The following is a 14025-nucleotide window of genomic DNA, read 5'->3' as shown; positions in this document are numbered from 1 at the left end:
GTAAGCAGAATAGAAGCATTTGGAAATCCATCTGTGCTACACTGCCTCTGTAAACCTTTAATAAGAAAGGGAGTTTTTTTATGAAAACCATGACACTTCATAGCAATGTGGAAATGCCTCAACTAGGATTTGGAGTATGGCAAGTAGAACAGAAAGACGCGGTAGCCGCTGTATCAAAGGCACTGGAAACAGGATACCGACATATAGATACGGCTGCTGCTTACAAAAATGAAGAGCAGGTTGGCGAAGCTATTAAGCAAAGTGGTTTAGGCCGTGACGAACTATTTATTACGACCAAAGTCTGGAACGCTGATCAAGGATATAACAACACGATTCAAGCGCTTGAGACTAGTCTGGATAAGCTGGGTCTTGAGTATGTGGATCTTTACCTAATCCATTGGCCGACTCCTGAATACGATGAATATGTAGAAACTTATAAAGCACTGGAACAGCTGCAGAAGGATGGAAAGGTAAAAGCGATAGGCGTATGCAACTTCGATATTGACCATCTGGAGCGTCTGATGGAAGAGTGTGAAGTAAAACCATCCGTTAACCAGGTTGAATGCCACCCGTATCTTGCTCAGAATGAACTGAAAGATTTCTGCCGCAAAAATGATATCCATCTGGAAGCTTGGAGTCCACTAATGCAAGGAAAAGAAGTGCTGAAGGACGAAACCATTCAATCAATAGCAGAGCAGCACAATAAAACAGCTGCCCAAGTCATTATCCGCTGGCATTTACAAAACGAGACCATTGTTATTCCAAAATCAGTCACACCTTCAAGAATCGAAGAAAACTTTGATGTATTCGATTTTGAACTGACGGCAGAGGATATGAATGCTATTAATAAATTAGACCGCGGAGAAAGAAAAGGACCTAAACCTTCTGAGATGAACATCCGATAAAAAGAATGAAGGAAAGAATGAAGCTGCTGGTTTTCCGGCAGCTTTTTTTATACAAGCAGGCGTAGAAGGATAAGTAGAATATTAATACATACATAAAGGTGCTAGTAGTAGATCAATCAAATAATTAGTATTATTAAGCATAGTCCATTAGTATTGCGTATAGATAGGTAAAAAATTGAGAGTGGGTCAAAAGTAATGGTTAAAAGATTGAATGGGAATCTACTTATGTTATGTTTCGCTTTCGGAGTGCTTATAATTGCAGTGACGGTTTATATGTTGCACCGTATTTTTGGATTTTTAGAGTCTTACTCCCTGCTTATGGGGGTTAATAATCTTTCACCTTCTATGAATATCCTGCTTTATATCCTTTTAGGGATAACGGCGGCTCTTGTATTCACAGGCTTCACTCTTTTTCGAATCGATCCGAACCACCGCAAACTTCCATTAATCATTACCTTGGCTTTAACTCATGGATCCATGCTCATCATTGCTTCGGGTGACGGGTTAGTTGAATATCATTTCTCCATATTTATGGTCCTTGCTCTAATTGCCTATTATAACTCTATCGCTATGCTTAGCATCAGCACGGGTATATTTGCGGTACATCACTTAGCTGGCTATTTCTTTTTTCCTGTGCTGTTGTGCGGAACCCCCAATTACAAATTCTCTTTACTCATGATTCACGCTGTGTTCCTTTTGCTCACCTATGGAGCCACACTCGTCTTAATCCTACATAAGAGGAAGTTGGAAAGAGAGATAGAGAAAGAGCGCAGCCGCAGTTCAGAGACGTACGAAGCAGTCGTCCAGCATGTGAACCGAAGCATGGTCGAGCTTGGGAGGCTTGCGCAGGTCATTCAGCGTGAAACAAATGAAAGCGCCAATTCTGCTCAGGATATAGCTGGTTCTGCTCAAACCATGAATGCAGCCGCCGCTACTCAAAGAGGCCAGGCAGAAGAAAATACTGGAAAACTGGAAGAACTGCTGCAAACGATTAAAGAAATGGATGAACATATAAAGGAAGTAGAGGACCACTCTGAATTCGCTAATGAACAGTCGCTTGCAGGAGCATCTGTTGTTGATGAGGCTCGCAGCAGGGTTCAGGAGGCCAATCGCTCAGTGGAGCAATTAGAAGAGCTATTCGCCCAGTTTTTGAACCAGACGGGCGAAGTCTCCACTTTTGTTTCTGTCATAAGGGAGATTACAGAAAAGACAAATCTCTTAGCCCTCAATGCTTCTATTGAAGCAGCAAGAGCAGGAGATGCAGGTAAAGGTTTCGCGGTGGTAGCGGAAGAAGTCAGGAAATTAGCCCGTCAGTCGAGTCAATCTGCACAATCCATTCACAAAGTTGTCTCAGGTATTCAGGAAGAATCAGCGATCATCCATTCAGAAATGAACGAATGTACTTTGAAGATAAATGAAGGATACACGCTGATGGAGAACGCTGAAGGATCATTAAACGGTATTCAGAAAGCTACATCAGAAGTTACACATCGGATAAAAGATACAGGCCGGCGTTCTTCCCAAATCCGTACAAGTGGAGCTGGCGTTCAAGCTTCAATGCAAGAGCTGAAAAATGCTGCTAAAGAAAACGAAGCAAGCAGTGAGCAAATAGCCGCAGCTTCTCAACAACAGCTGGCAATGTCTCAGGAATTAGAAGCTGTTGTTGATCAGCTAAATCAATTAACATATGAACTTCAAGAGTTAGTGGATGGGATGGGTATCGAAAAAGCATCCTAACAGGAGCGGAAGAAATCGTTGAACCGAAGTTGATTACGGCTCTTTATAAGGATTAGAAATAAACCCAACCCTGAAATTCAAGTTTCTTGAAAATAATCATCGTAACCGATAGGATGAGATCATTGGTAAAAATAAGTAGACGAACTCATCCCTATGGGCAGGTGAGGTTATGCAAAATTTAAAGATTACAAATTATTTATACATCTTTTACTCATTGGTGTTCTTACTAAATATTGTTCACGTATTCTGGGCAAATGATATTCTATTCTTTGTCATTGGGGTCATGGGAATAATGATGTTGATCATTAATTTTCCCAGGTCCGACAGGGTGTTCCGAATCCTTGGTGTCGTGCTGTTAGCAGTCGGCGTTTTTTTCTTTATATCAAGTGACGTCTCAGTAAATGAAATACCTTCTTTTTTTGCTGGGAATATAAGTCTGCTTTTTCTTCTTTCTATGCTTCCATGGATGAATAGTGTAGTGAAAGCAGGTAGATATAATAAATTGCTGCAGTCTTTGCTTGGCGGGAATGTGAAAGGTATGGGAGCCTTGTACATACGAAGTGAAGTAACGATGGTCTCACTGGCTGCTTTTTTGAATCTATCATCAGCAACAATTTCACAAGACCTGTTGAAAAATCAATTAAAAGAGGCAAAAACTAAAGTGAGAAATAGCTTCATAGCCATGGCGACGCTTCGAGGGTATTCCCTTGCCTTACTGTGGAGTCCATTGGAGATTTTATTGGCTACATCGATTTTTATAACAGGTGCGAACTACTTAGAAGTGCTGCCATGGATGCTGCTAATTGCTCTGATCGGAATTATATTGGACTCGACTATGGGAAGGTTCATTTTTCGAAAACATGGTATAGGAAGTCATTCATTGGCTGAAAACCCTCCCCAGTCTGATAAAAAGAAATTAGTGGAATTCGTCACTGCTCTTATTCTGTTTCTAGTATTGGTTGTGTTCTTAGCGAACGTTGTTCAGCTTGACTTTCTATTTGCTGTCACCATTGCTATATTTCCATTTGCTTTTATATGGGCGATGGTAAAACAGCGAAAAAACAGCTTCTTGCAGATTGGATGGCCTACTTGGAAAAGACAGACGAATAATTTAAATAATTTCATCGTGTTATTATTATCATTATCGTTTTTTACGGAGGCATTGAATGCTTCTCCATTTTTACAATATTTACAGGATCCGATTGTTGCTTTGGAAGGCAGTCCTATCCTCATTATGTTGTTTATTCAAGCTTCATTTCTTGTGTTAACCCTTCTCGGCGTGCACCCAATTGCTACGATGGGGATCTTTGGGGGAGTCAGTGGTCTGTTAACAGAAGCGCTGCCTACGGTAACTTTGACGATTTTACTCGCAAGCTGCGCAATTGCTACGGTTCCATCAGCTCCATATGGTCTTATTGTAACGATTACGTCTGTCGGTTTAGGGGTCAATCCTTATCAAATTGTTTTGAAAAATCTTCCGTACACCTTAATGTGCGGATTTATAGGTATCATTGTTTCGTTGATAACGCTTTACATTTACTAAAAGTCCAGTGTTTGTATGAAAGTTGAGGATCTTCTTGAAGAAGATTCTTTTTTTGTAGCTGGAAATGATGAATGAAAACATGCTGTAAGCATATTAAACACCTGAGAAAAGGGGAACATATTGATAGACATTCAAGCAGTGAAGAAGGAGTTTATTTAAATGATCATAAGATTCGGCTACGTAGCCCATGCACTCTCCCTTTGGGAAGCCACCCCGGCAAAAACCATGACCTTTTCGAGATTTAAAAAATTAAAAGAAGAAGAGCGGCTCCCTGAGCTGCAAAGAATTACCCGTCTAAATTTACAGCATACACTTAGGGCCATTCATTACAATATTGCACATGAAATACCACTATACCGGTTCTCTTCAACACTTGTTCCATTAGCCACCCATGACGAGGTGGAATGGGATTATATTACACCATTCAAAGAGTTGTATGCTGAAATTGGTACTCTCGTAAAGAAACATCAGCTTAGAACGAGTTTCCACCCTAATCAATTTACACTATTTACGAGTGATAAACCCCATGTGACAGAGAATGCCGTTAAAGACATGGAATATCATTATGCTTTATTGAAAGCAATGGGGCTCCATCATGAATCTCATATTAACCTTCATATCGGAGGGGCATACGGGGATAAAGCAGCTGCTCTTGAGCGCTTTCATAAAAATTTAAAGCAATTGCCGGATCCGATTAAAAAGCAAATGACCTTAGAGAATGATGATAAAACGTACACCACTACAGAAACCTTGGAAGTATGCGAAAAAGAAGGGATCCCCATGATGTTTGACTATCATCATTACATGGCTAATCATACCGATGAAGAAGATTTAGTTGAACTTTTGCCCAGGTTTTACGAAACGTGGTCCGGATATGGGTTTCCACCCAAAGTTCACTTATCTTCTCCAAAGAGCGAAGGAGCTTACCGCAGTCATGCAGATCACGTAGATGAAGCGTATGTAACTCCTTTTCTAAAGGTAGTCAAACAGACAGAGCAGCCGATCGATGTCATGATTGAGGCTAAGGAAAAGGATCGTGCTCTATTGAAGCTTGTAGAAGACCTGGCCACTCAGCGAGGTGTGAAGAGGGTAAAAGGGGCGGAGCTTGATTATTAAAGGTAGATTAAACACGCGTAGAAATGAGATTCAGTAAAAGGAGGAGTAGCAGATGACTGAAGAAGAATACCTGAAGTACACGATTCAATTAGCCGCTGACAATGTGGATCGCGATGGAGGTCCATTCGCTGCCATTGTAGTGAAAGATGGGTCTATCATTGCGGAAGCAGGTAACAGAGTGACAGAGCAGGTGGAGCCAACAGCGCACGCGGAAGTGCAGGCGATTCGAAGTGCGTGCGAAACTCTGAATCATTTTGAGCTGAAGGGATGCGAGCTTTATGTAAGCTGTGAGCCCTGCCCCATGTGTGTGGGAGCTATCTATTGGGCGCGTCCTGACCAGGTGTACTTTGCGACAGGAAGAGGTGATGCCTCGCTTGCAGGTTTTGATGATGATCTGATCTATAAAGAAGTTTCAAAAGATTCACAGGAGCGATCTCTACCTTTCCGCAGGATAACCGTACAGGAGGCAGCGCTTCCGTTTAAGAAGTGGGAGAGGAAAGAAGATGAATCAGCGTATTAAGTTTCCTTCCCATTTACTGAAGGATTCGCTTTGCTTCTATAAACCTTTGTATTCCTGTAAACAATTCCACCGCGAAGAAAAGAAGAGTGGACCATAGAAGGAAGTTGGGAAACAGAAGCATAATACTAAAGAATATAAAGCCTTCAGATCGCTCAGCAGCTCCTGCTTGATAATAAAATGACTTGATACCTGCCTTTTCAGAGACTGCGCCTACCACTAGGAAAACTGTCATGGAAATAATGATCGAAACGCTTAACAGTAGTAGTGGCCACATGACTTCGGGATGTAAATAGGCAATCGCCACAATCATGACTACTTCCACAATTCGATCGAACGTAACGTCCATGACGGTTCCAAAGGGAGAGGATTTAGTATGGCGTGCCATCGTCCCGTCCACTGCGTCTAAAAAACCCGACACCCATAATACGATTACTCCCATTATTGGATAACCGCTTAAGTAGAGAAGACTGGTAGAAAGACCTACTATAAGTGCGAGAATGGTTATCTGGTTGGGTGTCCTTCCTCTTCTTAGTAAAAAAGAAGCGGTTTTTTCTATGGATGGTTGTACATACTTTCTAGCATGCGTGTCTAACAATAAAATCACCTTCTTTTCTCTTTTTCTCTCATTTTAACCCTTTCTAGTGGTTCATAAAATCATTTAAGCTCCCATCTTGTACATTGTACAACTGGTAATGTTGGAAAGAATTAATAGTGAAAAATTTTAACCTCCCATGTTAATGTGTGAAATAGATTATTTCAGGGAGGTTGATTGCATATGTTTAAGAACTTAATGATTTCCTTATTGGTGTTTGCTGGAATATTCACATTTACTTTCCCTGCGCAAGCTGAAGGCGCTGAAGAAACTTATACCGTCCAAAAGGGCGATTCCTTATATAGCATTGCATCGAACTATGGGATTTCTACCCATCAGCTGAAGGCGGTCAATGATAAATCGTCTTATATGATTTATCCGGGAGAACAGTTGCAGATGCCTGTGCTGCCTGAAGAATGGGAGAAAGATTTACTTGCCCGCTTAGTTGAGGCGGAAGCTAAAGGCGAAAGTTATGCAGGTAAAGTGGGCGTGGCGACGGTAGTTTTAAACCGTGTAGAAAGCGATAAATTCCCAGACTCCATCTATGGAGTGATTTACGATGGAATTCAATTTTCTCCGGTATTGAACGGTACGATCGAGCAGCCTGCCAGTCAGGAATCGAAACAAGCTGTCGAGGAAGCCGTAGCTTATCAAGGGTATGATAGAGAGTCTCTTTTCTTCTATAATCCTTCAAAAGCTTCCAGCAGTTACCTCAGCAGTAAAGAAGTGACTACTGTGATTGGTGATCACGTATTCTTACGGTAATATAAAAAGCAAGCATGGTTAGCCATGCTTGCTTTTTTTGTCTTCTTTAAATAATTTAACCGGCTTCTTCTTCATCAAACAGTTCCACTTCTTGTTTAGTTTTACGTTTCTTATATACCCGGTTCACATAATCATCTGTAAGGGCTGCAATTTCTTTATGCAGGAATAGGAGCGGAATAATATTGGCTAGTAGTACAAAGGCCAGCAGCAAATCAAGGAATTGCCACACAAATTTCAGCCCGCCGATGGCTCCGACAAAAACCGCTAAAATATAAACGATCCTCATAACACGGGCAAATTTAAGGTTATATAGATACTCCGCTTGTTTTTCGCCATAGAATACCAGGATCCCAATGGTCGTCATGACAAAGAATAATAGAAAAATGGAGATAAATGTACTTCCGAAGGCATCTCCAAACTCTGTGCCAATGGCAATGTTAATCATGTTGGAAGCTTCCGTCCCCCCAACCTCTTTCCATGCTCCGGTAACTAGAACGGTTATGCCCGAAACTGTACAGATGACAATCGTGTCAATAAAGACACTGAATATTCCCCAGAGACCTTGTCTGGAAGGGTGGTCTGTCTTGGCAGCAGCATGAGCGATAGGAGCTGTTCCAAGTCCTGCTTCATTAGAATACAGACCGCGCGCAATCCCCCAGCGTAGAGCTTGAGCTACACCGGCACCGGCGAATCCTCCTGTTGCAGAAACCGGGGTGAAAGCATGAGTGAAAATTAAACTGAATACTTCCGGAAGCTGACCGGCATTGGCAAAGATGACATAGAGGCAGACGGTTAAATAAATGAGTACCATACCCGGCACCAATTTATCGGTTACCTTGGCGATACGCTGAATACCTCCAAATACGACAGCAGCAATAGCGACACATATCACAGCTCCTGTAATATAAACAGGCCATCCAAATGCTCCTTCAGCCTGTGTGGCAATGGAATTGGACTGTACCATCGTACTCGGAATTAGTTCAAGCATAAGAAAAAACGCAAAGGCTGAGGAAAGCCATTTCCAGCCGAGGGCTTTTTTTATGTAATATTGAGGTCCCCCGACCCAAACGTTCTTTTCGTTCTTTTCCCTGTACTTCATACCCAGCAGAATCTCAGAGTATTTTGTCGCCATTCCTATTAGAGCAATAATCCACATCCAGAATAATGCTCCTGGTCCCCCTAAGGAGATGGCAATAGGAACACCAACAATATTGGTGGCACCTGCTGTAGAGGCTAAGGCAGAGGTGAATGCTTGAAATGGGGTGATGGTACCTTTTTTATCGGTTTTCTTGAAGATCTGACCGATGGTTTGATGGAGAACGTGACCAAAGAAGCGAAATTGAAAGAATTTGATTCTAATGGTGAGGAAAATACCTCCTGCAATCAGAATAATAGCAAGTGGATACGTCCATAAAAAACCTGACAAGTCTGCAATCCCTTGCTCTATACTACTCCATAATTTTCCCAATTAAAGGGCCTCCTTTAAAATATTAGAAATATTGTGTTAATTAATCCATATATTCCCTAAAATGTTGTAATTAAACACAGAATGAGCAAGAGAGGTGAGAATGAAAGGTGGTTCGCGTATGATGGGTGTAAACGTTCTCAGGAGGTATATGTTTTGTTAATCCATAAGGATCAGTTTAAGAACCATAATATGAGTAAGTTGATTAAAGGGGCAGTTGTCCCAAGACCGATAGCATGGGTCTCTACAGAAAGTGAAGATGGTGTAGGCAATTTAGCGCCTTTCAGCTTCTTTACCGTAGCTTCAATGGACCCCATTACGTTATGTTTTTCAGTGGGAAGTGTAGAAAGGGAAAAAGATACACTTACTAATATTAAAGAGACAGGCCAGTTTGTCGTGAATATCGTATCTGAGTCGCTGGCTAATCAGATGCATGAAAGCAGCAAAGCTCATCCGAGAGAAACAGATGAATTCATAAAGGCAGGAACGAGGACAGAACGAGCGGCTTTCGTAGAAGCTCCATTAGTTACTGATTCCCCCGTAAGCATGGAGTGTGAACTCGACAGGATCATTGACCTGGGGCTCAACCAGCTAATTCTTGGAAAGGTGGTAGGCTATCATATTAGGGAGGAAGTGTATATGGATAAAGATAAGATTGACCCTCATAAGTTGAAACCTGTGGGGCGTATGGCAGGAGATTATAGTTATATCCATGAATTCTACAAGCTTCCAAATGAGAATTTGCCAGAATAAAAAAGCACCCAACGTGGGTGCTTTTTTATTCTGTGCGTGGCTTTGTAGGGTCGCAGGAAGGGTATTCTCCCTGTGTAGACTCGGCTATCTTATATAAATAATAGCATTCTTCGCGAGCCATATGGTCTGCCATTAAAGTAGAAAAAGTACCTAATAGTTCGGCATTCATCTCCATTTCTTCAAGTTCCCTCAGAAAGGTTTTAAAAATCTTCATTTCAAGAGCTACTTCATCACTAAATCGTCTGAGTGCTGGGAAGGACTGTCGATTCGTGCGCAGGTACCCTTTCATTTCTACGGCTTTTAAGTAAAACTGCTCAAAATGCTTGGTAAACTTATCGCTTTTTTCTTTCAGTCGTTTTTCCACACCGTCCAGTTCAACATTAATTGCGCCTGCGTGTCCTGAAGCGTCCATTAACCAAAGAAGATGGTGATGCAATTCGTGAAAGAGAGGCGGGACTTCTTCTTTCCCTAAATAGCCAATAACCAGCATATATTCCTCCAGCTCATTTACCATATGGTTAAGAAAAGAGGGGGGAAGATGGATCTTGATTTGACTAAAAAGAGAGCGCTCAATTAAATCAAGCTTAAACCGGTGAAATTCACGTACTTTTTCTCCAACTTGAAGGGTAAAGGTCATCCAATCCTGTATAGTTCCACTTCTGGATCGAATGAGATAATCATCCCATAACTGTACGTAAGACTCAGCCAATTCAATCGTTTCTTGTTCTGAAGGGTATAACGAATCTCTGATAAACCTGGCATGGTCTCCCAAAATTTGCAGCCAGAACTGATGCTCGAACTTAGCTGTTTCTTGAAAGCTCTTCATTGTCTACACCCCTTGTCTATAGCTTCCTTCCATAATTATTCAAAAAAGGAGGGGCTCATACGAAGGACTCTCATAAAAAAAGCTCGCAGATGCGAGCTGAAACAGACTTGAACCTTTTCTACTAATAACTCTGGAGTTGGGATTGGTTTAGTATAATTATTTACCAAAGGATGAAAGGAATTTCACTCGGTCTCCCATAGGCGGAACTGTATCATCTACCAGAGATATTTCCAGTAAGGAAGGGCCGGTGGTTTGGAGCAATTGTTGAACCTTTTCTTCAGTAAGTTCACCTAGATGATCAATTCGAGCGCACGGTACACCTAATGAAGCGGCCATTTGAGAAATATCTACCGGTTGTTGAGAAAATCGTTCATGGGCTCGTTTATATTGAAGGGAATGGCCATGATGAACCATGCCAAGGCGTGAATTGTTCATGACTACAAACAGCACGGGAATATCGTATTCTTTAGCCGTAAGGATCTCCATTCCGTGCATAAAGAAGCAGCCATCTCCTGTAATACTAATCGTTGGCCTTTCCGGTTCAGCAACCTTGGCGCCGATGGCACTGCCGATACCACTTCCCATAGCCCCGAAATGAACGTTTATATCAAAGGAATCTTCATGAAATACATTCATGTGGTTAATGACGTAGGCCATAAATTCTCCAATATCAATTGTATATCTTGAAGATGAAGGCAATATTTCCTGTAACTTAAGCAGCACATTGGAGGTATTGTACTCCTCCGTCAAAGATACTTTAGACCTATTCTCCGCAGGGTAAGAATTTCTTTTCATTCCACGTGCATTTAATTCTGCGATCATGGAAGAAACTGTAAGATGGACATCGCTGTGAATCGCTGTATCTACGACGTATTTTCGATTAAAAACAGAAGCATCAAAATCGACCTGTATAGTCCATTTGTTTTTATTAATATTAGGGTTCCAATTGTTGGTGGCCGTTTCTCCGAGACTGGATCCTAATATTAGAACCGCTTCCTTTGTACGATCATTAATAAGCTGGGAAGCTTGTTCATGACCGGCAAATCCGAATACACCAGCGAGCAGTGGATGATCATCGGGAATCAATCCTTTGGCCTGCGGGGTAGTGACAATCGGCCAACTGAGAGTTTCGGCTAATTCAAGAACATCATTAACTGACCCCCGTATACCTTGGCCAACAAAGATATAACCACTTTTGACTTCGGTCATTTTATCAACCGTTTCATGGATTAAGTGGTCATCCGGCAGTAAGGGAGTGCGGGATGGGAAAGCGGGCATCCGGGGTGCAGGAATATCATGCAGCTGCACATCGATCGGCATTGCAATATGTACAGGACCCGGGACTCCCGTAAGGGCAATTTCTACGGCCTTATGAATTTCAGAGAGAAGGTCTTCCGCCTTATCCACCCGTTTGCTGTACTTAGTGACAGATTGATAAAGTGGATCCGCATGAAGCTCCTGGGAAGCGTTAAGTCCTACAGTGTTTACAGGTACAGCGCCCGTTAGAAACAACACAGGCAAGTGTTCCCGCATAGCATTTGCTGCGCCTGTAACTAAGTTAGTACCGCCGGGACCGCTGCTCCCAATACATACTCCAAGAGACTGAGAATACTTGGCATAAGAAGCGGCCATATAGGCGGCTGCACCTTCATGTTTAGCAATGATCGGCGTAATGGAAGGTGTATCATAAAGTTCATCAAAAAAAGCATTAACGGACCCTGCAGGGATTCCGAAGATTTTGGACACATTTCCTGACACTAGGTAATCCAGAACAGCTCGGACGGATTTCATTTTTTTAACCCCTTTTTAGAATGTTTTTTTACAAATTCTTCAATCAGTTGACCGGGAGGGAGAGGACGACTGAAAAAGAACCCTTGGATTAAATAGCACCCACGGCCTTGAAGAAAATCAATCTGATCCTGCGTCTCTACTCCTTCAGCAATCACATCAAGTTTAAGACTATTTGCTAAAGTGATAATGGTATCGGTGATCGCTGCATTATTTTTATTAGTTGTAATGTCATCAATAAAGGATTTATCGATTTTAAGGGTATCCACAGGAAAGTTCTTTAAGTATCCAAGCGATGAATATCCTGTGCCGAAATCATCAATTGAAATTTTAATCCCCAGGTTCTTCAGTTGTTTAATAGTAGTCGTGGTTTTACAAGTATTGTGAATGATAAGATTTTCTGTTAACTCTAATTCCAAGTTCTCTGCTGGTAGACAAGTTTCATTAAGGACACGCTCCACCACGTTAACTAAGTTGTTCTGGTTGAATTGCTGAGGCGACAAATTGACAGAAACCGTCCAATCCTTATATCCCTTCATGTACCATAGATTCATCTGCTTACAAGCCTCTTTTAATACCCATTCCCCGAGTCTCGTGATTAACCCTGTTTCCTCAGCAAGAGTTATAAAGGTTTGAGGTGGAACGAGCCCTAATTCAGGATGATCCCAGCGAATTAGAGCTTCCATACCAATCATCTCTTTGGTTTCCAGATTCATTTTAGGCTGATAATGTAACATGAACGAGTTTTCTTCGTTTAAAGCTTTGTAGAGATCGTTCTCCAGTTTTATTGTTTCTATAGAGCGATTATCGATGTCCGATGAATAAAATTGAAACTGGTTGCCTGAAAGCTCCTTGGCCTTGTACATAGCCAAATCGGCATGCTTAATAAGCTCTTCGGCACCTGATCCATCGGATGGGTAAAGACTGATACCGATACTTGTTTTAATGGCTATTTCCTGGTTATTTATTGTGAATTGCTGCTCGAAGGCCTGGAGGATCTTGTTCGCATAATTGACCGCATCCTGCTCTTCCTTAACGCTTGGTAGAAGGATGATGAATTCATCTCCACCTTGTCTTGAAACAGTCGCATCTTTAGGCATAGCAGCTTCCAGCCGCTGTGCTGCCTTCTGAAGTACTGTATCTCCAAATCCATGACCAAATGTATCGTTAATCTTCTTAAATCGATCTAAGTCCAAAAACAGGATGGCTAATGAACGGTTGTGGAGCTCAGCGTACGTTAAGGCCTGGTTCAGCCTGTCCTGGAATAAAACACGGTTGGGTATATTCGTCACTATATCGTAATAGGCATGGTATTTTATTTTTTCTTCCATTTGTTTTCTGGAGGTCACATCTTTAAATGTAATGACATAACCTACAATCTGCTCAGCTTGTCTTTGGGGTGTGATAACATATTCGACCGGAAAGTAAGAACCATTTTTCTTTTGAAAATAACTATCAGAATGACCATGATTGTTATCGGCATCATCCGATTCCGCAAATTCACGGAAATGGTCACCCTGGTCAACTTGATAGAATATCTTTTTGTAAGAAAGTCCCAAGATTCCATCTTCGTTTGGATAACCAAGTAGTTCGATCGCGGAAGGGTTGGCGAAGGTGATTTTTCCGTCTAAGTTAAGACCAAAGATTCCTTCCCCGGCTGAATTTAGGATAAGTTCTTTCTCATTACTTATTTTTTGTAAATCTGTGATGGCTTCCTCAAGTTCCTGATTCTTTTGGGTTAGTTCAGAGGTGCGTTTATTAATGATCCATTCTTGTTTTTCCATATAAATTAAATTAAAAAGAACAGGCGCTGTGGCATCCACTATGGATTCAGCAAGCTGGCGAACATAACGGGGATATGTATATCCTTTTTCTTGTAAATTTACAATTGCTATGGTCCCGAGTACTTCTCCTACAGCTACCAGGGGGATCATATATAATCCTTTAATACCAAATCGCGTGCATGCCTCATGGTTCGGTCTTGAATCTATGGTAACGTCAGGAATCATGATGGA

At 41.7% G+C, this 14025-nt stretch carries 12 protein-coding genes; 7 read left to right on the top strand and 5 right to left on the bottom strand.

The features are described from left to right. Window positions 1–80 precede the first annotated feature (80 nt). From WAM07_RS07165 to WAM07_RS07145, 5 genes are all read left to right on the top strand, one after another. Window positions 81–905 carry an aldo/keto reductase gene (locus tag WAM07_RS07165; protein WP_422165842.1) on the top strand — a complete coding sequence of 275 codons (825 nt, stop codon included), beginning with the start codon at window positions 81–83 and terminating at the stop codon, window positions 903–905. 225 nt (window positions 906–1130) lie between these two features. Further along, complete coding sequence (locus WAM07_RS07160) at window positions 1131–2642, top strand: methyl-accepting chemotaxis protein (RefSeq protein ID WP_422165841.1); 1512 nt, start codon at window positions 1131–1133, stop codon at window positions 2640–2642. Window positions 2643–2811: 169 nt separating this feature from the next. Continuing rightward, a complete protein-coding gene (locus WAM07_RS07155) occupies window positions 2812–4185 on the top strand; it encodes a hypothetical protein (protein WP_422165840.1) in 1374 nt (457 codons plus the stop codon). Window positions 4186–4344: 159 nt separating this feature from the next. Continuing rightward, window positions 4345–5301 carry a UV DNA damage repair endonuclease UvsE gene (gene uvsE, locus WAM07_RS07150; protein ID WP_422165839.1) on the top strand — a complete coding sequence of 319 codons (957 nt, stop codon included), beginning with the start codon at window positions 4345–4347 and terminating at the stop codon, window positions 5299–5301. 52 nt (window positions 5302–5353) lie between these two features. Beyond that, entirely contained in the window at window positions 5354–5821 is a 468-nt protein-coding gene (locus tag WAM07_RS07145) for a nucleoside deaminase (RefSeq protein ID WP_422165838.1), read from the top strand. A gap of 13 nt (window positions 5822–5834) precedes the next feature. Here WAM07_RS07145 and WAM07_RS07140 read toward each other — a convergent pair whose 3' ends face one another. After that, window positions 5835–6416 (bottom strand): CDP-alcohol phosphatidyltransferase family protein, encoded by a 582-nt coding sequence (locus WAM07_RS07140; RefSeq protein ID WP_422165837.1) that lies wholly within the window; start codon window positions 6414–6416, stop codon window positions 5835–5837. Between the two features lie 180 nt (window positions 6417–6596). On the opposite strand from WAM07_RS07140, the gene WAM07_RS07135 reads away from it, so the two are divergent. Further along, a complete protein-coding gene (locus tag WAM07_RS07135) occupies window positions 6597–7178 on the top strand; it encodes a cell wall hydrolase (protein ID WP_014641505.1) in 582 nt (193 codons plus the stop codon). A gap of 55 nt (window positions 7179–7233) precedes the next feature. Here the strand turns inward: WAM07_RS07135 and WAM07_RS07130 are convergent, their stop codons facing one another. Continuing rightward, complete coding sequence (locus WAM07_RS07130) at window positions 7234–8646, bottom strand: alanine/glycine:cation symporter family protein (RefSeq protein WP_422165836.1); 1413 nt, start codon at window positions 8644–8646, stop codon at window positions 7234–7236. A 153-nt stretch (window positions 8647–8799) separates the two neighbouring features. On the opposite strand from WAM07_RS07130, the gene WAM07_RS07125 reads away from it, so the two are divergent. Beyond that, on the top strand, window positions 8800–9396 hold the full coding sequence (locus WAM07_RS07125) for a flavin reductase family protein (protein ID WP_422165835.1): 597 nt from the start codon (window positions 8800–8802) through the stop codon (window positions 9394–9396). 25 nt (window positions 9397–9421) lie between these two features. Here the strand turns inward: WAM07_RS07125 and WAM07_RS07120 are convergent, their stop codons facing one another. The 3 genes from WAM07_RS07120 to WAM07_RS07110 all read right to left on the bottom strand — a co-directional run. Next, complete coding sequence (locus WAM07_RS07120) at window positions 9422–10222, bottom strand: DUF2935 domain-containing protein (RefSeq protein WP_422165834.1); 801 nt, start codon at window positions 10220–10222, stop codon at window positions 9422–9424. 156 nt (window positions 10223–10378) lie between these two features. After that, window positions 10379–12013 (bottom strand): thiamine pyrophosphate-binding protein, encoded by a 1635-nt coding sequence (locus tag WAM07_RS07115; protein WP_422165833.1) that lies wholly within the window; start codon window positions 12011–12013, stop codon window positions 10379–10381. Further along, the coding region (locus tag WAM07_RS07110; RefSeq protein WP_422165832.1) for an EAL domain-containing protein at window positions 12010–14025 on the bottom strand (2016 nt) is incomplete at its 5' end. The genes WAM07_RS07110 and WAM07_RS07115, both read right to left, overlap by 4 nt.

It is taken from the genome of Halobacillus sp. (assembly GCF_049282395.1).
Taxonomy (GTDB): domain Bacteria; phylum Bacillota; class Bacilli; order Bacillales; family Halobacillaceae; genus Halobacillus.
The sequence above is the reverse complement of the archived record's forward strand: the minus strand, read 5'-3'. Positions and strand labels throughout refer to the sequence as shown.

Excerpts from the sequence above, each read along its gene's own strand:
- WAM07_RS07165 (WP_422165842.1), top strand. The coding sequence starts at position 81 with ATGAAAACCATGACACTTCATAGCAATGTGGAAATGCCTCAACTAGGA.
- WAM07_RS07160 (WP_422165841.1), top strand. The coding sequence starts at position 1,131 with ATGTTATGTTTCGCTTTCGGAGTGCTTATAATTGCAGTGACGGTTTAT.
- WAM07_RS07155 (WP_422165840.1), top strand. The coding sequence starts at position 2,812 with ATGCAAAATTTAAAGATTACAAATTATTTATACATCTTTTACTCATTG.
- uvsE (WP_422165839.1), top strand. The coding sequence starts at position 4,345 with ATGATCATAAGATTCGGCTACGTAGCCCATGCACTCTCCCTTTGGGAA.
- WAM07_RS07145 (WP_422165838.1), top strand. The coding sequence starts at position 5,354 with ATGACTGAAGAAGAATACCTGAAGTACACGATTCAATTAGCCGCTGAC.
- WAM07_RS07135 (WP_014641505.1), top strand. The coding sequence starts at position 6,597 with ATGTTTAAGAACTTAATGATTTCCTTATTGGTGTTTGCTGGAATATTC.
- WAM07_RS07120 (WP_422165834.1), bottom strand. The coding sequence starts at position 10,222 with ATGAAGAGCTTTCAAGAAACAGCTAAGTTCGAGCATCAGTTCTGGCTG.
- WAM07_RS07115 (WP_422165833.1), bottom strand. The coding sequence starts at position 12,013 with ATGAAATCCGTCCGAGCTGTTCTGGATTACCTAGTGTCAGGAAATGTG.